Raw genomic sequence first — 26000 nt, 5'->3', positions numbered from 1 at the left:
ACGGTTAATCCCCTTTCCCGGCTGCCGCTTCTATGGAGTTCTCTGTGGGAGCGGCTTCAGCCGCGAAGTCTGCTAGCTCATTCCGCGCTATGAATATGCCATAACGGTATTTAAATTTAGTTTCTTATACCTATAAAGTTCTGTCTCTATATTCATCTACATGTTTTGGAGTCGGAGCCTATATGTCCGCAGCCGCCCTCGCTTCATCGTCTACCCAAGCCGCCGAGCAACAGTTTGAGGTGCGTCCATTCACCGGCAATGTGGGCGCGGAAATCGTCGGGCTGGATTTGTCCAAAACCCTCAATGACGCCGATTTTGCTCGCGTACACAAAGCACATCTCGATTACCACCTGATCGTTTTCCGCGACCAGCACATTACCCCGCAGCAGCAGATCGATTTCAGCCGCCGTTTCGGCGTGTTGCAGATCCATGTGCTCAAGCAGTTCCTGCTGGCCAACCACCCGGAAATCCTGATCGTCTCCAACATTGTCGAGAACGGTCAGCCTGTGGGCCTGGGTGATGCCGGGAAGTACTGGCATTCAGACCTTTCCTATAAGGAGCTGCCAAGCCTGGGTTCGATGCTGTATGCCCAGGAATTGCCAAGCGAAGGCGGTGACACTCTGTTCGCCGATATGCATCTGGCCTGGGAAACCCTGCCGCAGCATCTGCGCGAGGCGGTCGAAGGTCGTTCCGCTGTTCACAGCTACACCTCCCGCTATCTGGATGGTGATAACGCTGCCAGTTGGCGTCCGACCCTGACACCCGAGCAATTGGCTCAGGTTGCGGAAGTGACGCACCCGATCGTGCGTACCCACCCGGAAAACGGGCGCAAGGCGTTGTTCGTCAGCGAAAATTTCACGACTCGCATCGTGGGTCTGCCGGAAGAAGAAAGCCGCAGGATTCTGACCGAGATCTATGCCCACTGCGCGCGCCCCGAACATATATACCGCCACAAATGGCAGCCGCATGACATGGTCTTCTGGGACAACCGTTCCCTGACCCATCTGGCAGCCGGTTGCCCGACTCATCTGCGACGCAAGTTGTATCGCACCACCATTCAAGGCGATGCGCCGTTTTGATTCAGGGGAATTGGTCATGAATGCTGTAGTGCAAAGCCATACGGCTAGCGAAGGTACGATTACGCAACAGGCCACTCAGCATGCTACTGAGGCTTTGTTGAAGGTTCAGGACGTGAGTATTGAATACCGTACTCCCGAGCGGGTAGTGCGGGCGACCCATCAAGTCAGTTTTGAAGTCGATCCGGCGGATCGCTTCGTATTGCTTGGCCCGTCCGGTTGCGGCAAGTCCACCTTGCTCAAGGCTGTGGCCGGGTTCATTCAGCCCAGTGAAGGGCAGATTCGTCTGGCTGGCGTACAGGTCAAGGAACCTGGCCCGGACCGTATTGTGGTGTTCCAGGAATTCGATCAACTGCCACCCTGGAAAACCGTTATCGAAAACGTGATGTTCCCGTTGCTGGCTTCGCGCACTCTCAAGCGTCCCGAAGCCCTGGAGCGTGCGCGTTATTACCTGGAAAAGGTCGGCCTCAGTGCATTTGCCGACGCTTACCCGCACACCTTGTCTGGCGGCATGAAGGCCCGTGTAGCGATTGCCCGTGCCCTGGCGATGCAGCCGAAAATCCTGCTGATGGATGAGCCCTTTGCTGCGCTCGATGCCTTGACCCGGCGCAAGATGCAGGAAGAGCTGCTGGAGCTGTGGGAAGAAGTACGTTTCACACTGCTGTTCGTGACTCACTCCATCGAAGAAGCGCTGGTGGTCGGCAATCGTATCCTGTTGTTGTCCCCTCATCCGGGCCGCGTGCGTGCGGAAATCAACAGCCATCAGTACGACCTGAAAAGCCTTGGCGGCGTCGGTTTTCAGCAGACTGCACAGCGTATTCACCACTTGCTGTTCAATGAAAACGAAACTGGCGGTCAGGCCGAGTCCGAGCTGAATTTCCAGGATATCCGCATCGCTTATTGAGGCCTGTTCAGCGCCTCAACATGACAACAGAGAACCCGACATGAGCCTTTCACCCCCCGTTCGTGAAGAATACGAAGTCACGCTGGAGCCTTTCACCCAGGAAGATCTGGCGCGTGATATCCCCTTGGCCCAACGCATCTGGCAACTGAGCTGGGTGCGCAAAAGCGTGATCATGGTCCTGCTGGCGGTGCTCTGGGAAGTCGCTGCACGCATCCAGAACAACGATCTTCTGCTGCCCAGCTTTCTGCAAACCGCTGTAGCGTTCTATGACGGCATCATCAGTGGCGAATTGCCGGGCAAGGTCTGGATTTCCCTGACGGTACTGATTCAGGGCTACCTGATCGGCATTGTCCTGGCGTTCGGCCTGACAACCCTGGCGGTCTCGACCCAACTGGGCCGTGACCTGCTCAGCACGCTCACCGCGATGTTCAACCCGCTGCCTGCCATTGCCCTGTTGCCGCTGGCACTGCTGTGGTTCGGGCTTGGGCAGAACAGCCTGATCTTCGTATTGGTGCATTCGGTGCTGTGGGCGCTGGCGCTCAACACCTATGCCGGTTTCCTCGGTGTTTCGGAAACCCAGCGTATGGCCGGTCGCAACTATGGCCTCAAGGGTTTGCGCTTTGTCTGGCACATCCTGATCCCGGCCGCGCTGCCTTCGATTCTTGCCGGCCTGAAAATCGGCTGGGCCTTCGCCTGGCGCACCCTGATCGCGGCCGAGCTGGTATTCGGCGCGTCTTCTGGCAAGGGTGGTCTGGGCTGGTACATCTTCCAGAACCGTAACGAGCTGTATACCGACAAGGTTTTTGCGGGGCTGGCGGCGGTGATTCTCATCGGTCTGCTGGTGGAAAACCTGCTGTTTGCCAACATCGAGCGCCTGACGGTCAAGCGCTGGGGCATGCAGCGCTAAGTGCATGGAGCGCTGGGTCTCTTATCGTCTTTCGATTTTTCTGTGAGGGTTTCATGGTTACTTCTTTCAAACGTCCTGCACTGACCGCACTGGCTGCTGCACTGGGGCTGGCAGGCACTCTGCTCAGCGGCGGCGCGCAAGCCGAAGGCAAGATCAGCATTGCTCAACAATTTGGTATCGGTTACCTGATTCTGGATGTGGTGCGCGATCAGAAACTGATCGAAAAGCACGGCAAAGAACAGGGCCTGGATATCAAGGTCGACTGGAACAGCATTTCCGGCGCGACTGCCATGAACGAAGCGTTGCTGGCCGGTGCGCTGGATGTGGTTTCGGCAGGCGTTCCTCCGATGCTGACCATCTGGGACCGCACCAAGGGCAAGCAGAACGTCAAGGCCATTGCCTCGCTGGGCTCGATGCCCAACTACCTGCTGACCAACAACCCGAATGTCAAAACCCTGAAAGACTTCACCGACAAGGACCGCATCGCGGTACCAGCGGCGGGCGTGGGCTTCCAGTCGCGTACCTTGCAGATCGAGACGGCCAAGCAGTTCGGTAACGAGAACTTCAAGAAGTTCGACAACATCTCCGTCAGCCTGGCGCACCCTGATGCTACCTCGGCGCTGATTGCCGGTGGCTCGGAAATCAACTCGCACTTTTCCAGCCCGCCTTTCCAATACCAGGCGCTGGAAAACCCCAACGTTCATAAAGTGCTGAGCAGCTACGACGTGCTGGGCGGTCAGGCCACTTTCAACGTGCTCTACACCACCGAAAAATTCCACGACGAAAACCCCAAGACCTACAAGGCGTTCTACGACGCGCTGGCGGAGGCCGAGAAGATCATCAAGGCTGACAAGACAGAAGCGGCCAAGACCTATATCCGCGTCGAGCAGTCCAAACTGCCGCTGCCGTTTGTAGAAAAAATCGTCTCCGATCCGGAAATCGATTTCACGGTCACGCCACAGCGCACTTTCATCTATGCCGAGAAGCTGCATGAACTGGGCGTGCTGAAGAACAAGGCGGCAAGTTGGAAGGACTACTTCTTCAAAGAAGCCCATGGCGGCTCGGGTAGCTGACAAACCGCCTTCCCGAATGAATTCGGTCCTGCAGCGGAGCGCATTCATTCGCGAGCGTGACTGTCATTTCTACGAGTAGCCAACAGTCACGTGGGGGGGCATTGTGAGGGGCGCATATTGCTCGAAATGGTCCCTCGCCATGTCTCATGGAATCGTCTTGTGTCGCTATGACTACGACCCTCTGGATCGCCTTGCGACTCGCACGCCGCTGGCAGATGCCGTTACTCGCTCTTTCTATAGCGCCGACAGGCTGGCCAACGAAATTCAAGGAGACGAGCAGCGCAGTTTTCTCTATCGGGAGAGTCAACTGCTGGCACTGCAAACGTTAACAGGCCAGCTTCTCAGTAAGACGCTGGCCGCTACTGATCAGCCCGGCAGTGTGCTCGGCACGACAACATCAGGGCAACGCACGGCCATCGCCTATACCCCGTACGGTTATCACGATCCGATCAAGAATCTGCCCGGTTTCAACGGCGAACGCCCAGACCCCGTCACTGGCCATTATCTATTGGGCAAAGGCTATCGTGCCTATAACCCGGTGCTGATGCGCTTCAACAATCCTGACAGTCTGAGTCCGTTTGGCGAGGGTGGCGTGAATCCTTATGCCTATTGCCTGGGGGATCCGGTCAACCACTATGACCCTACGGGGCATGTGTCCTGGCAATTCATCGTCGGCATAGTACTCAGCGTGGCCGCACTGACAGCGGCCGCCGCCACTCTGCTTCCTTCGCTACCTTTCCTGTTATCCGTGAAGGCCGCCCAAGCCGGTTTTTTCAGTGCGGGTAGCCTGTCCACCATGATTACCGGGACGAGTGCGGTGGCAGGTGGTGTACTTGGTGTAACCCGGCAAATCGTGGCTGAAGTCGCCCCCGATTCTCCGTTGCTGGAGCCCATGGGATGGGCCGCTCTGGCGATTGGTGTCGTTGCTGCCAGCACACGGGTTGGTACGGTGATCGCGGCGAGAAATCCAGAGAATCTGGTGAATCTGCAGAGGGCGGTAGCACCGAAGCTACTCAGTAGCGCCCCCATCGAATTGGACGAGATGCCCAGGGCGTTAAGTCCAGCTGCAGTTATTCGGAGCTAAGGATAATAAATGATGCCATGGCAATTCTCTGCAAATATACCTACGATCCATTAGACCGCGTGGCTTCTTTTACTCCACTTGAGCAGGGCTACTTCAGACGTTTCTACCGTCGTGAACAGTTAGTAACAGAGTTGCACGTTGACAGTTCTCTATCGTTTTTTCGGGCTGAAAAACATCTGTTGGCACAGTACAGGAGTGATGGCAACGGGACCTCCAGTACCCTGATTGCAGGTGATAGGCAAGAGAGTGTCTTATATGCAACGACAGGCAGCCGGCAAGCCGACATTGCTTATTCGCCTTACGGCCATCGTGAGACCGCTTTGTTTGGAGGCTTGCCAGGTTTCAATGGAGAGCAGCCCGATTCTGTGACGGGCCATTATCTGTTGGGTAACGGTTATCGTGCCTACAACCCAGTACTGATGCGTTTCAACAGCCCTGACAGTCTGAGCCCTTTTTCGGGGGGCGGCTTGAATCCGTATGGCTATTGCCTGGGCGATCCGGTCAACCGTATTGATCCCTCAGGGCATTTTTCTTGGCAGGCCGGTCATGGCTTGGGTTTAAGTATATTTGGAGTCATGGCAAGCATTGCAACCTTTGGTGCAGCCACTCTTTTGGCGGTTGCAGGGGTGGCGACAGGCATTGCCTCGGGGGTAGCCGGTGTTGCGCAGATTGTCACCGAAAAAATGAGCCCAGAGACCAGTTCTGTACTAGGCCTGATAGGGGGCGGGTTAGGTATTGCCTCAATAGGGTTTGGGGCGGCTGCAGGATTTCAGTCAATAGCGAACAGACTTGCAGGAAGCTTTGCGCATGGATTGAGTGGTAAGGGTGCCATCAATGCAGCAAAACAGATGAGTGGTTTAGGGGATTTTCAGGTTTTTGAGGGCGTGCCTCATGTCACTGAGCGAATAGTCAGGATGCTATCTGCCAATGACTTATTGGCGCTTAGCATGGCATCAAGAAGAATCAATGCGGTTGTGAACGGCTCATTGAAGCCTATTGATCAGATGCTCGATGGCATCAAAAGCGCTTCGGCTTTGGAGGGAAGAGCCAATCTGATTCGTACCGCCCGGGATATTGCGTCTGGAAATGCTCCCGGTACGACACCGGCACAGCTTATTAAAACAGGCATAGACCCCCGTGAAATTCCGCATATTACCAATGTTGATGGGTATACAGGTCTAGAGGAAATAAGCGCGAGACATCATTGGTTTGAGGCGGCTCGAGAGCGACAAAGATTGATGCGTGAACGTTTGAAGTGAGTCATCAATCATGCCTCAAGACATCCCCCCTCAAGGAACCCTCCCGCCTGCGCGCAGTCGCATGTTCACGTTCCTCTCTCGTGATATCAATCTCGCATCTGGCAGCCGTAAAAGGAGTCTGCATGCCTGCTCGTTCTTCTGGACTGGTTATGCTCGGCCTTGCCACGGCCATGACGTTACTGGCTGGCTGCGGCCAGGAAAAGCCGGCAGCACCCGATCTGCCGCGGGTTTATGTTCAGACGGTTAAAACCGCTGACTTTGCTGCCAGCGTTGCCCTGACCGGTGATATCCAGGCACGGGTGCAGACCCGGCTTTCGTTTCGGGTCAATGGCAAGATCATTGAGCGCAATGTGGATGTCGGTGATCGTGTGACGGCCAGACAGGTTCTAGCCCGACTCGACCCCAAGGATCTTCAGATCAATGTCGATTCGGCCCTCGCGTCGGTGGCCGCCGAGCAGGCGCGTGTCACCCAGGCCAGTGCCGCTTTCGTGCGTCAGCAAAAGTTGCTGCCCAAGGGTTACACCAGCCGCAGCGAATACGATTCTGCCCAAGCCGCATTGCGCGGCAGCGAGAGCGCGTTGAAAGCCGCGCAGGCGCAACTGGCCAATGCCCGTGAGCAGTTGAGTTACACCGCACTGGTCGCCGATACGTCGGGTGTGATCACGGCACGTCAGGCCGAGGTCGGGCAAGTGGTGCAGGCGACTGTGCCGATCTTCGATCTGGCCCGTGATGGCGAGCGCGATGCGGTGTTCAACGTTTACGAATCGCTGTTCGTTCAGCCTCCGACTGACCATCCCGTGCAAGTGACCCTGCTCGAAAACCCGGCGATCAAGGTCAGCGGCAAGGTGCGAGAAGTGACTCCGGCGGTCTCGGCACAAACCGGCACCTTGCAGGTCAAGGTCGCGCTTGATCCATTGCCCGAGGGCATGGACCTGGGCTCTGTAGTCAGTGTGGCCTTGAGCGCACCGGCCAATGCCAGCGTCGAGCTGCCGTGGTCGGCCCTGACCAAGGACCTTGGCGAGCACTTGGGCAAGCCCGCCGTCTGGGTGGTGGACGAACAGGGCAAGGTCAATCTGCGCAAGGTTCAGGTCGCTCGTTACCTGACCTCCAAAGTCATCATCGGTGACGGGCTGAAAAGTGGAGAGAAAGTCGTGGTCGCTGGTGGACAGTTATTGCACCCGGACATGCAGGTCGAAATCGCAGATCAACCACAGCAGCACAATGCTCAGGTGCAACCATGAAGCGTCTGTCTTGCCTGTTGTTGGGCGGTCTGTTGTTGAGTGGTTGCGGCAAGGATGAAACACCGCCCGAACCGGTACGGCCGGTGGTCTTTGTCGAGGCGCGGCCTGATTCGCAACTGGAGTTCGGACGTTTCGCCGGCAATATTCAGGCGCGTTACCAGAGTGTGTTGGGCTTTCGGGTGCCGGGTCGGATTGCCCGCCGCGATGTGGACGTGGGCAGTGAAGTGAAGAAAGGCGACCTGCTCGCGACCCTCGACCCGACCGATCAGCAGAATAACGTGCGCGCTCGCCAGGGCGATCTGGCCCGTATCGAGGCGCAGTGGATCAATGCCCAGGCCAATGCCCGCCGTCAGCAGGAATTGTTCGACCGTGGCGTCGGTGCGCAGGCGCAACTGGACAATGCCCTGACCGAGCTGAAAACCACGCGCTCGTCACTGGATCAGGCCAGGGCGGCAGCGCAGCAGGCCCGCGATCAGTTGAGTTACAGCGAATTGCGCAGTGACGACGATGCCGTGGTGACCGAGTGGAGAGTCGAAGCTGGACAGGTGGTCACTGCCGGGCAGGAAGTCGTGACTCTGGCGCGACCCGATATCAAGGAAGCCGTGATCGACCTTCCTGCTTCGCTGGCCGATCAGTTGCCTGTCGATGTGGTGTTCACCGTGGCCAGCCAGCTTGACCCTCAGGTGAATACCACGGCCACGCTGCGGGAAATCGAGCCGCAACCCGACCGCTCGACTCGCACGCGCCGGGCGCGATTGTCTCTGACTGAAACGCCACAGGCATTTCGGCTTGGCACCGCGATCAGCGTGACCCTCAGCTCGACCATCGCACCGCGCATACGCTTGCCCATCAATGCCTTGCAGGAAACCGACGGCAAAACTCAAGTCTGGATCGTCGACTCACAAAACCAGACGGTAAACCCCAGAGCAGTGAATGTCGTCAGTCGTGAGGACGACAGCTTCCTGCTGGCAGGCGGGGTCAATGCCGGTGAGAAGGTGGTCAGTGCGGGCGTCAACAGCCTCAAGCCGGGGCAGAAAGTCAAAGTCGATGAGGAAAGCCCACGATGAAAGGAAGCTTCAATCTGTCCGAGTGGGCCATCAAGCATCAGTCGTTTGTCTGGTACCTGATGTTCGTCGCCCTGTTGATGGGCGTGTTTTCCTACATGAAGCTGGGGCGTGAAGAAGACCCGTCCTTCACGATCAAGACCATGGTCATCCAGACCCGCTGGCCCGGTGCGACGGTGGATGAAACCCTGAAACAGGTGACCGACCGCATCGAGAAGAAACTCGAAGAGCTGGATTCCCTGGACTACGTGAAAAGCTACACCCGGCCGGGCGAGTCCACGGTTTTCGTGTACCTGCGCGACACCACGAATGCCAAAGAGATACCGCAGATCTGGTATCAGGTGCGCAAGAAGATCGACGACATTCGCGGGCAGTTCCCCCAAGGCTTGCAAGGGCCAGCGTTCAACGACGAGTTCGGTGATGTGTTCGGTTCGATCTATGCCTTTACCGCCGATGGTTTCTCGATGCGTCAGTTGCGCGATTATGTCGAGAAGGTTCGCGCCGACATCCGCGAAGTCCCAGGCCTTGGCAAGGTGGAGATGATTGGCCAGCAGGATGAAGTGTTGTACCTGAACTTCTCCACCCGCAAGCTGGCGGCCCTCGGGCTGGATCAGCGTCAGGTGGTGCAAAGCCTGCAATCCCAGAATGCGGTGACGCCTGCGGGCGTGATCGAAGCCGGGCCGGAGCGGATTTCCGTGCGCACCTCCGGGCAGTTCGCTTCGGAGAAAGATCTGGCGGCGGTCAATCTGCGGCTCAATGATCGTTTCTACCGCCTGAGCGATATCGCCGAAATCACCCGAGGCTACACCGACCCGCCCAAACCGCTGTTCCGTTATAACGGCAAACCCGCCATCGGCCTGTCCATCGCCATGCAGAAGGGCGGCAACATTCAGGAGTTCGGCAAGGCGTTGCATGATCGAATGGACATCTCCACCGCTGAACTGCCGGTGGGTGTCGGTGTGCATAAGGTGTCGGATCAGGCCGAAGTGGTGGACAAGGCGGTGGACGGTTTCACCAGTGCGTTGTTCGAGGCCGTGATCATTGTGATGGTGGTCAGTTTTGTCAGCCTTGGAGTGCGCGCCGGTCTGGTGGTGGCCTGTTCCATCCCGCTGGTGCTGGCCATGGTGTTCGTGTTCATGGAGTACAGCGGCATCACCATGCAGCGTATTTCTCTCGGGGCGTTGATCATCGCCCTCGGGCTGTTGGTGGACGACGCCATGATTACCGTGGAAATGATGGTCACACGGCTGGAAATGGGGGAAACCAAGGAGCAGGCGGCGACTTATGCCTACACCTCGACGGCGTTCCCGATGCTGACCGGTACGCTGGTGACGGTGGCCGGTTTCGTGCCCATTGGCCTGAACAACAGCTCAGCGGGGGAATATACCTTCACGCTGTTTGCCGTGATTGCCGTAGCGATGCTGGTGTCGTGGATCGTGGCCGTGCTGTTTGCGCCGGTTATCGGCGTGCATATTCTGAGCAGCAACATCAAACCCAAGTCCGAAGAGCCGGGGCGCGTGGGGCGGGCGTTCAACAGCAGCATGCTGTGGGCCATGCGTCATCGCTGGCTGGCGATTGGCATTACGCTGCTGTTGTTTGCGTCGTCGCTGTTTTCGATGCAGTTCGTGCAGAACCAGTTCTTTCCGTCATCGGACCGACCTGAGATTCTGGTCGACCTGAACCTGCCGCAGAATGCCTCGATCAACGAGACGCGCAGAGTGGTGGACCGGTTTGAGGCCAGCCTCAAGGACGATCCCGATATCGAGCGCTGGAGCACCTACATCGGCCAGGGCGCGGTGCGTTTCTATCTGCCGCTGGATCAGCAACTGGAAAACCCGTTCTACGCCCAGTTGGTCATTGTCAGCAAAGGGCTGGAGGAGCGTGGTGCCCTGACTGCACGCCTGCAAAAGCGCCTGCGCGATGAATATGTCGGTATCGGCTCCTACGTGCAGCCGCTGGAAATGGGGCCGCCGGTCGGGCGTCCGCTGCAATATCGCGTCAGTGGCGAGAACATCGACAAGGTTCGCCAGCACGCCATCGAACTGGCCACGCTGCTTGGCAAGAACCCTCATGTCGGTGAAGTGATCTACGACTGGAACGAGCCGGGCAAGGTGCTGCGCATCGATATCAATCAGGACAAGGCGCGGCAGTTGGGGTTGTCCTCCGAAGACGTTGCTCAACTGATGAACAGCGTGGTCAGCGGCTCTTCGGTGACTCAGGTGCGCGACGATATCTACCTGATCAACGTGGTAGGACGTGCCGAGGACGCCGAGCGCGGCACGCCGGAAACCCTGCAAAACCTGCAGATTGTCACGCCTGCCGGAACCTCGATTCCGCTGCTGGCCTTTGCCACGGTGGGTTACGAGCTGGAGCAGCCACTGGTCTGGCGGCGTGACCGCAAGCCGACCATCACCGTGAAAGGTGCGGTGCGCGACGAGATTCAGCCGACTGACCTGGTCAATCAACTGAAGCCGGAAATCGACAAGTTCGCCTCCGCATTGCCTGTGGGCTACAAGGTGGCGACCGGCGGGACGGTGGAAGAAAGCAGCAAGGCTCAAGGGCCGATTGCCAGTGTCGTGCCGTTGATGCTGTTCCTGATGGCGACCTTTTTGATGATCCAGTTGCACAGCGTTCAGAAGATGTTTCTGGTGGCCAGTGTCGCGCCGCTGGGGTTGATCGGCGTGGTGCTGGCGCTTATCCCGACCGGAACGCCATTGGGCTTTGTCGCGATTCTGGGTGTGCTGGCGCTGATCGGTATCATCATCCGCAACTCGGTGATTCTGGTGACCCAGATCGATGCCTACGAGCAAAGCGGCTACTCGCCATGGAATGCGGTGGTCGAGGCCACCGAGCACCGCCGCCGGCCGATCCTGCTCACGGCGGCTGCGGCCAGCCTGGGCATGATCCCCATCGCACGTGAAGTGTTCTGGGGGCCGATGGCCTACGCGATGATCGGCGGCATCATCATCGCCACCTTGCTGACCCTCTTGTTCCTGCCAGCCCTGTATGTGGCCTGGTACCGGATCAAGGAGCCCGCGTAGATTAATGCCGATCAGTCAAGGCAATACACAAACTTGTAGGAGGCAGCTTGCTGGCGAAAAAGGCCTGAAAACCGGCAGATATTCTGTGTCTGTACGTGAAGTCGCCAGCAAGCTGCATCCCACAAAGTGATTTATGACCTTAACTGGTCAGCAATACTCCCACGGCTTGTCCCGCGTCAGCCGATATCGCTTTCAACCAGGCTGAAGTCGCCAAACCGCACAGGGCTCATGGTCTGGCTGACGCCTGGAGAGCTGGCGGATATGGCCGGGCGAGGGGTCGATACGTTCAGGAAGCAGGAAGTCAGATCGTCCTCGAAATACATGTTGACCGAGAAACGCTGCCAGTCCGCTGTCGCCATGCCGGTGACAGGCGAAACCATTATTACACCGTCAGCCCTGAAGCCTCCGACACTGACCACAAACGAGGCGTCCTCCACGGCTGCATCTGCGCTGAGTGCGTCAAACTCGATAAGCAGGGCCTTACCCGGCAAGTCCGGCAGGGCCTGGCTGATATTGGTCGCAACCGGTAACAGGATGCTTTGTCCGAAGCCGTAACGCTCAAGGCCGGGGTCAAAACCCACTGGCCCTTTCCAATAGTTGAAATCGTCTTTGAAATTGCCGTTCTGAATATATTGCGTCGCCATGATCATCTCCTTGATCGATTAACATTCGGGCCCAAATCATTAAGGTGCGCGCACCTGCTTGTGGAGCCCATCCCAAGCGCCGTGCTGCTGCGCTGATACTGACAAAAATGCCAGTCACGCAAGGCACGCAATAGGAGTTGAATGCTTTCGTCAAGTCGATGGCGTGCTCAAGGACGACGCCAGACACTCGCCAGCCAGGGCTGCTGTTCCATTGGCAAGCCGGTCGGACGGTAGTAATGCTCAAGCTCCACGAAACCCGCCTCGTTCAGCAGTTCGCGCCATGATTCCAGATCGTGATATGAGCCATAGCGCTCGCCTTTCCAGCCTTCCTGGTTCTGGCCTCTTGGATTGGAGCTGAACAGCACGCCGCCCGGCTTGAGCGTGGCGTGCAATTGACGCAGGACTTTGGGCAACTCCTGGCGGGGCACATGAAACAGCACTGCATTGGCAAATATGCCGTCGAAGCGAGCGGCGGGGAGGTCCAGCTCCAGGAAGTTCTGTTGCAGCACTTCGCATCCACTGTCAGCGCGAGCCATTTGCGCGAAACGTTCGCTGCCGTCCAGGCCGACGGCAATGTGCCCCATGGCGCTGAAGGTTTTCAGGTCACGGCCCGGTCCGCAGCCAAAGTCCAGAATCTGCCAGGGCGTCGGCGCCTGGATATGTCGCAAGAGAGCGGCAATATTCTGGCTGACGTCGTGATCGCGGGTGCCATCACGGAAGTCTTCGGCCACCTGGTTGTAATGGCCGACGGTAATGGCGGTGATTTGGGCGAGGTCTTGGGCGTCGAGCTTCATGGCGAGCGGTTGTCCGGGCAATGGAGGTCGTCAATATACCTCCAGCCCGGTGCGAAGCAATTACTCAGCGTTTGTTCAGAACCCGCGCCAGCCGGTCGCCACCCAGTTGAATGGCGGCAACCAGCACCACCAGCAATACGATCACGGTCAGCATGATCTGTGTGTCGAAGCGCTGATAACCGTAGCGGTAGGCGATATCGCCCAGCCCGCCGGCACCGATGGCACCTGCCATGGCTGATGAGTTGATCATCGTGACGATAGTGATGGTGAAGCCACCGACGATTCCCGGCAACGCCTCAGGCAGCAGCACGTGCCAGACGATATGCCAGCGGCGGCAGCCCATGGCTTGTGCGGCCTCGATCAGGCCATGATCGACCTCGCGCAGGCTGACTTCGGCAATGCGGGCGAAGAAGGGGGTTGCTGCAATGGTCAGCGGCACCACGGCCGCCCAGACACCATAACTGGTGCCGACGATCAGGCGGGTGAACGGGATCAGCGCGACCATCAGGATCAGGAACGGGATCGAGCGAAACAGGTTAACGAAGGCGCCCAGCACCTGATTCAGTACCGGTGCTTCGTAGATGCCGCCCTTGGAGCTGGTAACCAGAATCACCGCCATCGGAATGCCCAGCAGCAGGGCTACGAATGAGGATACGCCGACCATCATAAAGGTATCGAGCACGCCTTGCAGCAAACGATCAACCCACATAACCCAGTACCTCCGCTTGGGGCGCATGTTGACGTGCGCGAGCCAGCAATTCGTCTCGACTGTGTGGCGAACGGGTAATCGACAGGATCAGATGCCCGACGGCACGCTCCTGAATACGCTCCACGCCACCTTGCAATAACTTCACCTGACCACCGAGGGCTGTGAACAATGCAGCCAGGTCCGGCTCTTCGGCACTGACGCCGGTAAAGCTCAGATCCAGCAGCAACGCGGCGTCCGGGTGAGCCGGTTGCGGTGCCAGGCGCTCCAGCAAGGCTTTCGGCAAGCCGAGTTGCAGGGGCGCGAGCAAGGTCTTGCTCACCTCATGCTGCGGGTTGCCAAACACTTGCCACACCGGGCCTTGCTCGACCACCTGGCCTTTTTCAAGCACCACCACACGGTTGCAGATATCACGGATCACCGACATCTCGTGGGTGATCAGCACGATGGTCAGGCCCAGGCGCTGGTTGATCTCGCGCAGCAGGCCCAGGATCGATTGAGTGGTTTCCGGGTCCAGCGCCGAGGTCGCTTCGTCGCACAGCAGGATGGCCGGATCGTGTACCAGCGCCCGGGCAATACCGACACGCTGTTTCTGCCCGCCGGAGAGCTGAGCCGGGTAAGACTTATGCTTGTCCTGCAAGCCAACCAGCTCCAGCAATTCAGTGACCTTGCGCTGGCGTTGCTCTTTGGGAACGCCTGCGACCTTGAGTGGCAGCTCGACGTTCTGCCACACGGTCTTGGCCGACATCAGGTTGAAGTGCTGGAAGATCATGCCGATGCGTCGGCGCAGTTCTACCAGCTTGTCTTCATTGAATTCACCAATGTCCACCTGATCGATCAGCACCCGGCCGCTGCTGGGTTGTTCCAGGCGGTTGATGGTGCGGATCAGCGATGACTTGCCTGCACCGCTGCGCCCGATGATGCCGAAGATTTCACCTTTCTGGATTGCCAGTTCGATGTTGCTCAGCGCTTGCACCGGGCCTTGCTGGCCGTGGTAGGTCTTGCCCAGGTTGCTGAAGCGCACATGGGCGTGATTCAGGTCCGGGTGCAATTCGGCCTTGCTGGCCGAATGTCCGGGAGCGGTCGGCTGTTGCCGTTGCGCGAGTGCGTTCATGTCATTCCTTCCAGCCCGGCTGGTAGAGCTTGCCGTTGACCTTGTCCAGAGAGGCGCGCACCACCGGGGAGTGCTGATAGATATCGACGAACTTTGCCAGGCGCGGATCGTCCTTGCGCTCAGGCTTGATCACGAACTGAATCACGTATTCCGGGTGATCCAGGCCGTCGAACAGAATGGCCGAGTCGGCCGGGAAGGTCTTGGCCAGGCGAATATAGGCCGGGTAGCCCTGGACCAGATCGGCATCATCGTAGGCGCGAACCAGTTGCACGGCTTCGACCTGAATGATCTTGATCTTCTTCGGGTTGGCGGTGATGTCTTCTTCGGTGGCTTTGTAGCCCACGCCTTGCTTGAGGGTGATCAGGCCAGCCTTGGCCAGCAGTTGCAGGCCACGACCGCTGTTGATCGGGTCGTTGGCGATGGCCACGGTGGCACCGGTGGGCAGTTCATCGAAGCTTTTGTACTTCTTGGAGTACAGCCCGACGTTATTGATGATGCCCGGCGCATAGGACACCAGGTTGTAACCGGCGGCCTCGTTGGCGTTGGTCAGGAACGGGATGTGCTGGAAGTAGTTCACATCGATATCACCGGCCGCGAGGGTGACGTTGGGGGCGATCCAGTCGGTGAACTCCACCAGTTCGACCTTCAGGCCTTGCTTGGCGGCTTCTTCTACAGCAGCTTCCAGCGGGATGGCGAAAGCGGCGGTGGTGCCGACTTTCAACGGCGCATCAGCGGCGTGAGCGGTGAGGGTCAACAGGCTCAGGGCCAGTGCGATAAAAGGTTTTTTCATGGTGTTGTCCGTTGTTTTGAAAAATTTGGGGAGCGTGTGGTTAGCCTTTTCGCGAATGAATTCGCTCCTACGGGGATTGTGTAGGAGCGACTTCAGTCGCGAAGTCGGTGTCTTGATCCGGCATGGTTGTCTGGCAGGTGTGCATTGCCTTCGGGAAACAGCTTCTTGCGCAGGCTGCCGTCTTCATAAGCGGTCTTGTACGAGCCACGGCGTTGCAGTTCGGGGATCACCAGGTCGATGAAGTCCACATAGCTTTCCGGGGTGACGATGCGGGTCAGGTTGAAGCCGTCCAGACCGGTTTCCTCGATCCAGGATTCCAGTTCGTCCGCGACCTGTTCAGGCGAGCCGACCAAGGTGATATAGCGGCCGCCCAAGGCGTGCTGGTCGAGCAGGCGCTGGCGGGTCCAGTCGTTGTTCTTGAGGTTTTTCGTCGCGGACTGGATGGCGTTGCTTTTCACATACTGAATAGGCTCGTCCAGTTCGTACTCGGCGAAGTCGATGCCGGTTGAGGCCGCGAAATGTGCCACGCCGGCTTCGGCACTGGCGTAGCTGCGGTATTCGGCGTATTTCTCCCGGGCAATGGCTTCGGTGGCTCCGACAATCACGTTCAGGCCCATGAACACCTTGATGCTGTCGGGGTTGCGTCCGGCGGCTACGGCGCTGGCGCGGACCTTGTCCACTTGCTCACGTGTCGCGGCCTTGTTCTGGCCGCTGATGAATACGCATTCGGCATTCTGTCCGGCGAACTGCAAGCCTCGTTCCGAGCTGCCAGCCTGAAACAGTACCGGCGTTCGTTGCGGTGACGGTTCGCAGAGGTGATAACCCTCCACCTGATAGAACTCGCCCTTGTGCCGAACCTTGTGGACCTTCTCTGGCCGGGCATAGATGCGCTGTTCGCGATCATTGATGACCGCGCCGTCCTCCCAACTGCCTTCCCAGAGCTTGTACAACACTTCCAGGTATTCGTCGGCCTGATCGTAGCGGCGGTCATGTTCGACCTGCTCGGTCAGGCCCATGGCTCTGGCCGCGCTGTCGAGATAGCCGGTGACAATATTCCATCCCACCCGGCCACGGCTCAGGTGGTCCAGCGTCGACATGCGTCGCGCGAACAGATAAGGCGTTTCATAGGTCAGGTTGGCAGTGAGGCCGAAGCCCAGGTTTCTGGTGACTGCTGCCATGGCCGACACCAGCAGCAACGGGTCGTTGACCGGTAACTGGATCGACTCCTTGAGGGTGACGTCGACCGAGTTCTGATACACGTCGTATACGCCGACGATATCGGCGATGAACAGCCCGTCGAACAGGCCGCGCTCCAGCAGTTGTGCCAGCTCGGTCCAGTATTCGAGGGTCTTGTACTGGGTGGAGTTGTCCCGTGGATGTGTCCACAGCCCATGGTTGATATGGCCGATGCAGTTCATGTTGAACGCATTGAGCAGGATTTTCTTCTTGGCCATCAGATGGTCCCCCGGCGTGGAGGGTTGATCTCATTGAGGTAGTAATTACCGATGGCGTGATACTTCCAGCGCACCGGATCATGCAGGGTATGTACGCGGGCATTGCGCCAGTGACGGTCCAGCCCGTGTTCGGCCAGCGTCGACTGGCTGCCGGCCAGTTCAAACAGTCTGCTTCCTGCTTCCAGAGAAATTTCCGTGCTGATGGCACGGGCCTCGGCTACGGCGATGGATGCAGCGGCCAGGGTCTGGTCGTTGCTGTCGGCCTGGGCTGTGTCCAGATACTCGCCAGCCCGTTCGAGCAAGGCTTCGGCTGCATGCAGGCGGATGCCCAGCTTGCCGAAGCTGTGCAGGGTCAATGGGTCGTCCACGGCTTTTTCCAGGCCGGAGTCGCTCCACGGGCGTGTGCGAGTGCGCACGAATGCCAGCGCGTCCTCAAAGGCTGCACGGGCAATGCCGGTATCGATGGCCGCATGGAGAATCTGCGCCAGCGGGCCGACTGTGGTCGGGCGCTCGAAAGCGCTCTGGAACGGGATGACATCCTCGGCGCTGACATACACATTTTCAAACACCACCGAACCGCTGCCGGTGGTGCGCTGGCCGAAGCCGCTCCAGTCGTCGATCACTTCAAGACCGGCGCTGTCGTGAGAAACGAAAGCCAGTTGCTGAATGCCTTGGTCGTCAATGACTGAGGTCGGAATCCGCTGTGCGTACAGCGCTCCGGTGGCGTAGAACTTGCGACCGTTGATGCGATAACCGTCGCCATCACGCTCCAGACGTGTGGTGCGCTCGCTGGCGGTTTTGGTGCCCAGTTCTGCCAGAGCATTGCCGAAGCGTTTCCCGGCCAGCACTTCGGCATACAGGCGTGCCTGTTGCCGTTCGCTGCCATTCACGCGCAGCACTTCAAGGGCGTAGAAGTGGTTCTGCGGGATCTGCCCCAGCGAGCCGTCAGCCTGGGCGATTATCTGTACGACCTTGGCCAGGGTGACATTGGACACGCCCGCGCCACCAAAGGCTTTTGGCACACTGATACCCCACAGGCCGGACTGGCTGAACAGGTCGAGTTCGGGGTTCGGCAGACGGCGTTCGCGGTCACGCAGGGCACTGTCGGTGGTGAATATCTGCGCCAGTTCGCTGGCCACTTGCAGGGCCTGCGCGTCACTGGTGATCACGACAGGGGGTGGAGTGAAGCTCATAACGATGTTCTCCAGTTGTCTGGTTCAAATCCAGGAGTGGCGTGCGGGCAGGGTGCCGTTCAGATGCCAGGCGCCGACGGCATAGTATTTCCAGCGCACCGGGTCATGGAGGGTGTGGACGCGGGCATTGCGCCAGTGGCGGTCGAGATTGAACTGCGCCAGGGTGGCGCGGCTGCCAGCCAGCTCGAACAGCTTTTCACTGGCGAGCAACGAGATTTCCGTGGTCAGTACCTTGGCGCGGGCCACTGCAATGGAGGCGCGGGCTGCGGAATCTTCGTCGATTGGCGCAGCATTCACTTCGTCGAGGGTCTGGGCTGCCTTGCGCAAGAGGGCTTCGGCGGCATGCAGGTCGAGTTTCAGCTTGCCGATATCAGCGATGACATAAGGGTCGTCACTGGCTCGCTCGACGTTGGCATCGACCCATGGACGAGCACGCTCGCGCACAAAGGTGATGGCCTCGTCGATGGCCTCGCGAGCGATACCTGCATCAATGGCAGCTTGAATCAGTTGTGAGACGGCGCCCTGAATATTCGGAGTCAGCGCCAGGCGCCAGTTGTCGACCACGTGCTCGGCTTCCACCGGTACGTTATTGAGCAATACCGTGCCACTGGCCGTGGTGCGCTGGCCGAAGCCTGACCAGTCATCGACGATGCTCAGGCCCGGCGCGCCGCGTTTCACGAAGGCCATGACCTGCCGTCCTTCGTCGTCCAGGGCCTTGACCGCTACCCAGTGGGCGAACAGGGCGCCAGTGGAATAGAACTTCTGGCCATTGATGACAAAACGGTCGCCGTCGGCAGTGATGCGTGCCTTGAGTTCCAGCGTGTTTTTCGTACCCCGCTCGGGCCCGGCATTGCCGATGCGCCAGCCATCGAGGACGCTTTGAAACAGGGACTTCTTTTGCTGTTCGTTGGCACCGTCCTGCAGCAGATGAAGGATGCCGAACTGGTTCTGCGGGATCTGCCCGAGTGCAGGGTCGGCGGCCGAGATGATCCGGAATACTTCGGCAATGGTCACGAAGGAAACCTGCGGGCCGCCATAAGCCTTGGGAACGGAAATGCTGCCCAGCCCGTTACGGGTGAACTGCTCGATTTCCGACCAGGGCAGCCTGCGTTCCTGATCCCTTCTGGCTGCATTCAGGCGTGCGATGCCTGCCAGCTCATGGGCGGCGGCAATGGCCTGGGCGTCGTTGTGCAACACCTTGGCCGGTAGTAGCAAGGGCGCAACATCTGGCTCTTGTGGAGCCGAGGTGTGCTGGGCAGTGTTTTTAGGTAATGCCCTGGTGTTATCCACGGGGGTAATTGTGAAAGAAACCATCGGAACCTCGTTACGGGGGCGCCGCCCAAGGGGCAGCAAGAAAACATCACGATGTCCGGTGGTCCGGTTTATATACCCTAATCTTGTATCAATTTTTTTAAAACGTGCTTTTTGGAATAAGCATAGATGGCAAATGTTGGCGATTCAGAAGGCGCTGGCTGACCCCTTGGGTGGCGTCACAAGTACTGACTTGTCAGTCAGGCCATGTGGAAATATTACTCCATGTTAGCTGTATGTATTTATATGTGTTTTTGTAATGAGTGGATGAACAGGTTTTCATCATTCAGCACTCTTTCAGAAAATAGAGTGTATGTGAAAGACGCCAGCGGTCCATGATCAGAGTCCGAATCATGTAAGGCTGGCGTACAGTAAGATAGGCGTTATTCAACATCACCGGACAAGTTCACCTGAAGTCCGGATTTTTATTTCGCGTGGTGGTGCCCAAAGCGAGTTGTTTCCTACACGGTCAATGACACAATAAGTAGCCTCCAGTTTTTCGCAGCCTGCTTCGCGTATCAATGTTGCAGGTACGACCAGATCGATGGGCTCCCCAATGTCTTCGAGAGTCAGAGGTGGCAGATCCATGCGCAGGTCACCCCAGCGCAGGGTGATTTCGTCATGGGGAGCCATGTTCAGGTAGGGCTCGATCGTGATCGGTAGTCCGCTGTTCATGTGCCTGCTGCTCAAGCCGCGACGTACGACCGAAGGTGGCAGGGACAACGGAGCCAGCCCCTGGTTTTCTTCCTCGATGGGGTCCAGCAACTGACCGCCAGGTGCATCCAGCTTGACCCATATCTTGCGGGTGGGCGAGGTGACAGGAGCCCCGCCCACTTTCATCATCTTGTAATAGGTACGTGCCTTGCCGTTTTGCAGAAAGCTTTCCGGTACACGCAGGGCGATGTTCTGATCGATGTCGGAGGCCGTAAGGATTTTCGACGCGACGTAGCAGCCATCCCAGAACAGTTCGATCAGGTCACCTTCATCCATATCGTTATAGGGATGAATATGAACCATCAAATGAGACGCTATCCGCACCCCGATGCCGTGACGGCTGGCCTGGGGAATGAAGGGGGGTGAAAGCTTCGAGGAAGCGGGGTTGCAATAGGTGTGGCTCATGTCCGAATACTCTTGGTTAACAGAAGTGCCAGTAACGGGTTGTTATCGCCTGTGCGGTTTTTCTGTGGTCGCATGGTCTGAAAGTATGAGTTGATAAGTACCTTGAAGTTTGGAGCTGTGGCAAACATTGCAAGGTGTTGTAAGACCGTACTTGAAACTTGCAGTGATGCCATATCTGTTATTTGGAGTGAGCTAATGGGTTTTGTGTGCGAGTGTCAATATGCGAATGGAGGGCGATGAGGAGCTTTTGAAAAAATAGATAATTCCTACATCGATATACCGAGGCTGTTTACTTTTAAACAAACTAACGTCCTACTACAAAGATGTGCCCTGTAATGTTCGTTACATGAACAACAACTACCTGATGAGCAGGCGCAGGAGGGAGATTTGTGCGTGTCGGGGCAGGATGAAGGGCTGATCGTGAGGCGGGGAGGGTTCAAGAAATCAATTCGATATTTTTCCTGGCTTTGAGGCGTTCACCTGCCAGGGATGTTGATCGATCAATTCGTGTGGAAATGTAATGTCAGCAAAAGCAGCGCCATCGGGACGCTGCTTGTGTGGTGGGCTGCTTTCAGGATCAGGCCCTGGTTCGTTCCAGAAACTGCCTTGTCCGTTCTTCCTTCGGGTTGGCGAACAAGGCCTTGGCTTCTCCTTGTTCAACGATCACGCCCTTGTCGATGAAGATCACCCGGTTGGCGACATCCCGCGCAAAGCTCATCTCGTGGGTGACGATAACCATGGTGCGGTTTTCTTCGGCCAGTGCCCGAATGGCCGTCAGCACTTCGCCGACCAGCTCCGGGTCCAGCGCAGAGGTGGGTTCGTCGAAGAGGATGACCTGGGGTTCCATTGCCAATGCCCTGGCAATCGCGACCCGTTGCTGCTGCCCACCGGACAGACGACGCGGATAGGCATCTTCCTTGCCCGACAGCCCGACCTTGGCCAGCAGCTGCCGGGCCAGAGCAATGGCCTTTTCCCGGTCAACCTTCTTGACCACCACCGGGCCTTCGATGACATTTTCAAGCGCCGTTCGATGGGGGAAGAGGTTGAAGTTCTGGAACACAAACCCGACCTGCTGGCGCAACTGGCGGATCAGGTTCTGTTGCTGGCTCAAGGTGCGACTGCTATCAATCTGGATGTCACCTACCTTGATCGTCCCGCTGGTGGGTGTTTCAAGCAGATTCAGGCAGCGCAGCAACGTGGTTTTCCCCGAGCCGCTGGGGCCGATGATTGCCACGACTTCCCCGGCTTCAATGCGCAGGTCGATGCCCTTGAGCACTTGCTGGCCCTTGAACTCCTTGGTGAGGTTTTCAACCACGATCATGCTTCAAGACTCCAGATCATGCCGATTGACCCTCGCTTCGAGACGGTTTTGCAGGTGCGCGAGCAGCGATGCAAGGACCCAGTAGATCAGCGCGGCGGCAAGGTACATGGTGAAGATTTCAAAGGTTCGGGCGGTGATCAGTTGTGCCTGACGGAACAACTCCGGCACCTGAATCGTAGCGGCCAGGGCCGTGTCCTTGACCAGAGAAATGAAACTGTTGCCCAGCGGTGGCAGGGCAGTACGTGCTGCTTGCGGAAGGATCGCCCGACGCATGGTCTGCCAGCGGGTCATGCCGATACTGGCCGCCGCTTCCCACTGCCCGCGTTCTACGGCACCGATGGCAGCGCGCAGGATTTCACAGGCGTAGGCAGCCATGTTCAACGAGAAACCGATCAGTGCTGCAGGCAGCGGGTCCAGTTCGATTCCCAGTTGAGGCAGGCCGTAATAGATCACGAACAATTGCACGAGCAGCGGTGTGCCACGGAAGAACGACACGTAGATACGTGCCGTCCAGCTCACCAGCTTGAAACGCGACAGGCGCATCAGTGCCAGGCCGAAGCCCAGCAGCAATCCGAAAAACATCCCGCCAAGACTGAGAATGACCGTGTAGTACGCGCCCTTGAGCAGAAAGGGCGCAGAGTCTGCTACGAGTTTCAGACCCTCTTCGATCATTTGGTCACGTCAGCGTTGAAGTACTTTTGCGACAGTTTGCCCAGAGTGCCGTCGGCACGCAGCTTGTCGAGTGCCTTGTTGATGGCGTCCAGCAATTCAGGCTCGCCCTTGCGCAGGGCAATACCGGATTCCTGGCGGGAGAACGGAGCACCCGCGACACCAAAGGCATCCTTGGTCTTGGCTGCAATTTCCAGAGCCGCCAGACGGTCGACCAGAATGGCGTCGATACGGCCTACGCGCAGGTCCTGGAACTTGGTCGGATCATCGTCGTAGGTCTTGACGATGGCAGTCGGGACATTGGTCTTGATCCACTGCTCATAGTTGGTGCCCAGACCGACACCGACTTTCTTGCCCGCCAGATCCTGAGGGGTCTTGATAGTGTCTTCGTTTTTCTTCTGGGTCAGCGCCTGAAGACCGGAGATGGTGTAGGGCTGGGAGAAGTCGTACTTCTTCTTGCGCTCGTCGGAAATGGTGACCTGGTTGATCACCAGATCCAGACGCTTGGACTCCAGAGCGGCGAGGATGCCGTCCCATTTGGTCGGTTGCACCTTGGCCTTGACGCCAAGCTCCTTGGCCAGAGCCTCGGACAATTCGACCTCGAAGCCGGTCAGCTTGCCGTTTTCGTCCACGAAGCTGAACGGCGGATAAGTGCCTTCCAGACCCACATTGAGGGTACCGCTGTCCTTGATCTTTTGCAGTTGTTCACCTGCCATGGCTTGCCCCGCAATACCGGTGCCGAGCACCAGGCTCAGAGCCGAGAAGAGAAACGTGCGACGAATAGCGGAAATGTTCATGCGAGCCCCTTGTTTGTATGAGATGTCAGGCAAGTCAGACCTGGCGACAGCGTGTGGCGGTCGCGAATATAAATCGAGTTGCTTATAAACAAAAAGAACTAAAAAGCATCTTCAGTTTTTCTTTCGGTATATGCGTCAGCGCCGCTTCATTAGCTGCTGAACACACCCGGATAAGCAAACAACGCTGGCGCACCACCGGTGTGCAGGAAGATCAGCGGACCGTCATTGAAGCGCTGACGCCCGATGCCATCGAGCAGGCCCGCCATGGCCTTGCCGGTGTAGACCGGATCAAGCAGCAGCCCCTCGTGGCTGGCCACCAGTTTGATTGCCGAGAGCGTGCCTGCGTTAGGTTCACCATAGCGCGGGCCGAAGTATTCGTCCCACAGTTGCACCTTGAAGGCGGGGGGGAGTGCGACATCAAGCAACTCGGCGGTACGTTCGGCCAGGCCTTGGACCTTGGGGAGCTGGGCTTCTTCGCTACGGGAAACGGTGACGCCAATCACGGGCAGTTCGGGCAACTGCTCAGCCAGCGCCAGGGCCAGACCGCTGTGGGTGCCAGCGCTGCCGGAGGCCAGTACCACGGCGGCGAAATCAAGGCCGGTCTGCTTGATCTGCTCGGCCAGTTCCAGCCCGGCACGCACATAGCCCAGTGCGCCTACAGCACTGGAGCCGCCAATCGGTACGAGGTAAGGCTTCTTGCCACTGGTGCGCAGGCGGGCGGCCAGGGCTTGCAGTTGCTCATCGGCGTTATCGAGGTTTTCCACCAGTTCGACTTTGGCGTCGAACAGATCCAGCAGCAGGCGATTGCCGTTGTGCAGGTAGTTGGTGTCTTCAGTGCCGATGGGGTTTTCCAGCAGCGCAACGCAACCCAGCCCGAGACGAGCGGCCAGTGCTGCGGTCTGGCGCACATGGTTGGACTGGATTGCGCCGGCTGTGATCAGTGTGTCGGCACCCTGAGCCAGTGCGTCGGCCGCCAGATATTCCAGTTTGCGTACCTTGTTGCCGCCCAGCGCAAGGGTCGTGGTGTCATCGCGCTTGATATAGATATCACGGCCCGCCCAGGTCGACAGGCGCTCAAGCTTTTCCAGCGGGGTGGGAGCGCCGATCAGGTCAAGGCGATTGAAACGTGCCAGCTGTTTTTTGATCATCGTGGTAGATAAGCCGAGAAGGGAGTTATCGGACTATATGCAGAGGTTTCCTGCACGGCAACCCACGATGTTTTATGACAAGGGGGTTAAAGCCCTACGCAAATTGTTATTTTTTCCGCACAAATGTTTGCCGTAGAGTGGAGGCCGCAGTGGCCACCATCATCGGGTTGCCTTCTTTGAATCAAGGAGAGTTCAGCGTGAGCGATATTCCAGAAGCACCTGCCCCAGGCCGCTCCAGCCATTGGCAGTTGCAGCGGATCGTCAGCCAGTTGCGCACAGCGCGAGAAGACTGGCGTACTCGCAACAGGCGGGTGAGCGGTGAACATGGTGGTCGGGAGCTGCCTTCCCGGGCGGCCATGGGCGAGATTCTCGAAGCCTTGAGCGGTGCCTTGTTTCCCATGCGTCTGGGACCGGTGGATCTGCGCGAAGAAAGCGAGGATTTCTACGTCGGTCATACCCTGGATGTGGCGCTCAATGCGCTGTTGGCCCAGGCTCGGCTGGAGTTGCGTTACGTGGCGCATCAACAGGGCGGCGAGACTCAGGGGATCGACGAACGGGCGCTGGAACTGATCCAGGATTTCGCCACGGCCTTGCCAGCCATTCGCCTGCTGCTCGATACCGACGTGCTGGCTGCCTATCATGGCGATCCGGCTGCGCGCAGTGTCGATGAGGTTCTGTTGTGCTATCCGGGCATTCTTGCGGTGATCCATCACCGGCTGGCGCATCACCTGTATCGTGCCGGCCTGCCTCTGTTGGCGCGTATCAGTTCGGAAATCGCCCATTCCTCCACCGGCATCGACATTCACCCTGGCGCACAGATCGGGCCGAGCTTCTTTATCGACCATGGCACGGGCGTGGTGATTGGCGAAACGGCCATTATCGGGGAGCGGGTCAGGATCTATCAGGCGGTGACATTGGGCGCCAAGCGTTTCCCGGCAGACGAAGATGGCCAGCTGCAGAAAGGCCATGCACGTCACCCGATCGTCGAAGACGACGTGGTGATCTATGCCGGTGCGACCATTCTGGGGCGTATCACCATCGGCAAGGGTTCGACCATCGGCGGCAACGTCTGGCTGACCCGCAGCGTCCCGGCCGGTTGCAACCTGACCCAGGCCAACCTGCTGCAACAGGACGACGGAACTCAGAAGTAAGAGAGTTGGTAGTTTCAAGCTTCAAGCTTCAAGCTTCAAGCTTGTGGCTTGTGGCTTGTGGCTTGTGGCTTGCCGCTTGCCACTTGCCACTTGCCACTTGCCACTGTTGCTCCTTGGCGTAGGGAACGATCCTGCGCCAT

At 58.1% G+C, this 26000-nt stretch carries 23 protein-coding genes; 10 read left to right on the top strand and 13 right to left on the bottom strand.

The features are described from left to right. Nucleotides 1–182: 182 nt before the first annotated feature. The 9 genes from JL015_RS14505 to JL015_RS14465 all read left to right on the top strand — a co-directional run bounded on the left by JL015_RS14505 (nt 183) and on the right by JL015_RS14465 (nt 11649). Nucleotides 183–1079: a TauD/TfdA dioxygenase family protein gene (locus tag JL015_RS14505; protein WP_201018926.1), complete on the top strand. Its 897-nt coding sequence runs from the start codon at nt 183–185 to the stop codon at nt 1077–1079. Between the two features lie 16 nt (nt 1080–1095). Further along, nucleotides 1096–1980: an ABC transporter ATP-binding protein gene (locus JL015_RS14500; RefSeq protein WP_236250214.1), complete on the top strand. Its 885-nt coding sequence runs from the start codon at nt 1096–1098 to the stop codon at nt 1978–1980. Nucleotides 1981–2020: 40 nt separating this feature from the next. After that, complete coding sequence (locus JL015_RS14495) at nt 2021–2887, top strand: ABC transporter permease (RefSeq protein WP_201003983.1); 867 nt, start codon at nt 2021–2023, stop codon at nt 2885–2887. A gap of 53 nt (nt 2888–2940) precedes the next feature. Beyond that, the gene (locus JL015_RS14490) at nt 2941–3960 is read left to right on the top strand and encodes an ABC transporter substrate-binding protein (RefSeq protein WP_201018925.1); all 1020 of its coding nucleotides are present in this window, start codon (nt 2941–2943) and stop codon (nt 3958–3960) included. Nucleotides 3961–4099: 139 nt separating this feature from the next. Then, on the top strand, nt 4100–5044 hold the full coding sequence (locus tag JL015_RS14485) for an RHS repeat-associated core domain-containing protein (RefSeq protein ID WP_201018924.1): 945 nt from the start codon (nt 4100–4102) through the stop codon (nt 5042–5044). A 17-nt stretch (nt 5045–5061) separates the two neighbouring features. Next, the gene (locus tag JL015_RS14480) at nt 5062–6303 is read left to right on the top strand and encodes an RHS repeat-associated core domain-containing protein (RefSeq protein WP_201018923.1); all 1242 of its coding nucleotides are present in this window, start codon (nt 5062–5064) and stop codon (nt 6301–6303) included. A 122-nt stretch (nt 6304–6425) separates the two neighbouring features. Then, entirely contained in the window at nt 6426–7544 is a 1119-nt protein-coding gene (locus tag JL015_RS14475) for an efflux RND transporter periplasmic adaptor subunit (RefSeq protein WP_201018922.1), read from the top strand. Beyond that, a complete protein-coding gene (locus JL015_RS14470; protein ID WP_201018921.1) occupies nt 7541–8611 on the top strand; it encodes an efflux RND transporter periplasmic adaptor subunit in 1071 nt (356 codons plus the stop codon). Before JL015_RS14475 ends, JL015_RS14470 begins: the two co-directional genes overlap by 4 nt. Beyond that, nucleotides 8608–11649 (top strand): efflux RND transporter permease subunit, encoded by a 3042-nt coding sequence (locus tag JL015_RS14465; RefSeq protein WP_201018920.1) that lies wholly within the window; start codon nt 8608–8610, stop codon nt 11647–11649. The genes JL015_RS14470 and JL015_RS14465 overlap by 4 nt, the downstream gene beginning before the upstream one ends. A 176-nt stretch (nt 11650–11825) precedes the next feature. On the opposite strand, the gene JL015_RS14460 is transcribed toward JL015_RS14465, so the two are convergent. The 13 genes from JL015_RS14460 to JL015_RS14400 form a co-directional block, all read right to left on the bottom strand. Continuing rightward, nucleotides 11826–12293: a hypothetical protein gene (locus JL015_RS14460; protein WP_201018919.1), complete on the bottom strand. Its 468-nt coding sequence runs from the start codon at nt 12291–12293 to the stop codon at nt 11826–11828. Nucleotides 12294–12460: 167 nt separating this feature from the next. Further along, a complete protein-coding gene (locus tag JL015_RS14455; RefSeq protein WP_201018918.1) occupies nt 12461–13087 on the bottom strand; it encodes a class I SAM-dependent methyltransferase in 627 nt (208 codons plus the stop codon). 64 nt (nt 13088–13151) lie between these two features. After that, nucleotides 13152–13796 carry a methionine ABC transporter permease gene (locus JL015_RS14450; protein ID WP_201018917.1) on the bottom strand — a complete coding sequence of 215 codons (645 nt, stop codon included), beginning with the start codon at nt 13794–13796 and terminating at the stop codon, nt 13152–13154. Beyond that, nucleotides 13786–14907 (bottom strand): methionine ABC transporter ATP-binding protein, encoded by a 1122-nt coding sequence (locus tag JL015_RS14445; RefSeq protein ID WP_201018916.1) that lies wholly within the window; start codon nt 14905–14907, stop codon nt 13786–13788. The genes JL015_RS14450 and JL015_RS14445 overlap by 11 nt, the downstream gene beginning before the upstream one ends. A 1-nt stretch (nt 14908) precedes the next feature. Then, on the bottom strand, nt 14909–15697 hold the full coding sequence (locus JL015_RS14440) for a MetQ/NlpA family ABC transporter substrate-binding protein (protein ID WP_198724076.1): 789 nt from the start codon (nt 15695–15697) through the stop codon (nt 14909–14911). 92 nt (nt 15698–15789) lie between these two features. Next, complete coding sequence (locus JL015_RS14435; RefSeq protein WP_201018915.1) at nt 15790–17151, bottom strand: LLM class flavin-dependent oxidoreductase; 1362 nt, start codon at nt 17149–17151, stop codon at nt 15790–15792. Then, nucleotides 17151–18344 carry an SfnB family sulfur acquisition oxidoreductase gene (locus JL015_RS14430; protein WP_201018914.1) on the bottom strand — a complete coding sequence of 398 codons (1194 nt, stop codon included), beginning with the start codon at nt 18342–18344 and terminating at the stop codon, nt 17151–17153. The genes JL015_RS14435 and JL015_RS14430 overlap by 1 nt, the downstream gene beginning before the upstream one ends. Before the next feature lie 24 nt (nt 18345–18368). Beyond that, nucleotides 18369–19541 carry an SfnB family sulfur acquisition oxidoreductase gene (locus JL015_RS14425; RefSeq protein ID WP_236250221.1) on the bottom strand — a complete coding sequence of 391 codons (1173 nt, stop codon included), beginning with the start codon at nt 19539–19541 and terminating at the stop codon, nt 18369–18371. 507 nt (nt 19542–20048) lie between these two features. After that, nucleotides 20049–20774 carry a hypothetical protein gene (locus tag JL015_RS14420; RefSeq protein ID WP_201018912.1) on the bottom strand — a complete coding sequence of 242 codons (726 nt, stop codon included), beginning with the start codon at nt 20772–20774 and terminating at the stop codon, nt 20049–20051. Nucleotides 20775–21351: 577 nt separating this feature from the next. After that, on the bottom strand, nt 21352–22095 hold the full coding sequence (gene tcyN, locus JL015_RS14415; protein ID WP_201018911.1) for an L-cystine ABC transporter ATP-binding protein TcyN: 744 nt from the start codon (nt 22093–22095) through the stop codon (nt 21352–21354). A gap of 3 nt (nt 22096–22098) precedes the next feature. Then, the gene (gene tcyL, locus JL015_RS14410; RefSeq protein ID WP_201018910.1) at nt 22099–22767 is read right to left on the bottom strand and encodes a cystine ABC transporter permease; all 669 of its coding nucleotides are present in this window, start codon (nt 22765–22767) and stop codon (nt 22099–22101) included. After that, nucleotides 22764–23561, bottom strand: a complete 798-nt coding sequence (gene tcyJ / locus JL015_RS14405; RefSeq protein WP_201018909.1) for a cystine ABC transporter substrate-binding protein — start codon at nt 23559–23561, stop codon at nt 22764–22766. Before tcyJ ends, tcyL begins: the two co-directional genes overlap by 4 nt. A gap of 149 nt (nt 23562–23710) precedes the next feature. Further along, the gene (locus tag JL015_RS14400; protein ID WP_201018908.1) at nt 23711–24709 is read right to left on the bottom strand and encodes a D-cysteine desulfhydrase; all 999 of its coding nucleotides are present in this window, start codon (nt 24707–24709) and stop codon (nt 23711–23713) included. Between the two features lie 197 nt (nt 24710–24906). Here JL015_RS14400 and epsC point away from each other — a divergent pair, with 197 nt between their 5' ends. Further along, on the top strand, nt 24907–25860 hold the full coding sequence (gene epsC, locus JL015_RS14395; RefSeq protein ID WP_201018907.1) for a serine O-acetyltransferase EpsC: 954 nt from the start codon (nt 24907–24909) through the stop codon (nt 25858–25860). The last annotated feature ends 140 nt before the right edge of the window (nt 25861–26000 follow it).

It is taken from the genome of Pseudomonas cichorii (genome assembly GCF_015471405.1).
GTDB lineage: Bacteria > Pseudomonadota > Gammaproteobacteria > Pseudomonadales > Pseudomonadaceae > Aquipseudomonas > Aquipseudomonas serbiensis.
This window is presented reverse-complemented; position numbering and strand designations above follow the sequence as displayed.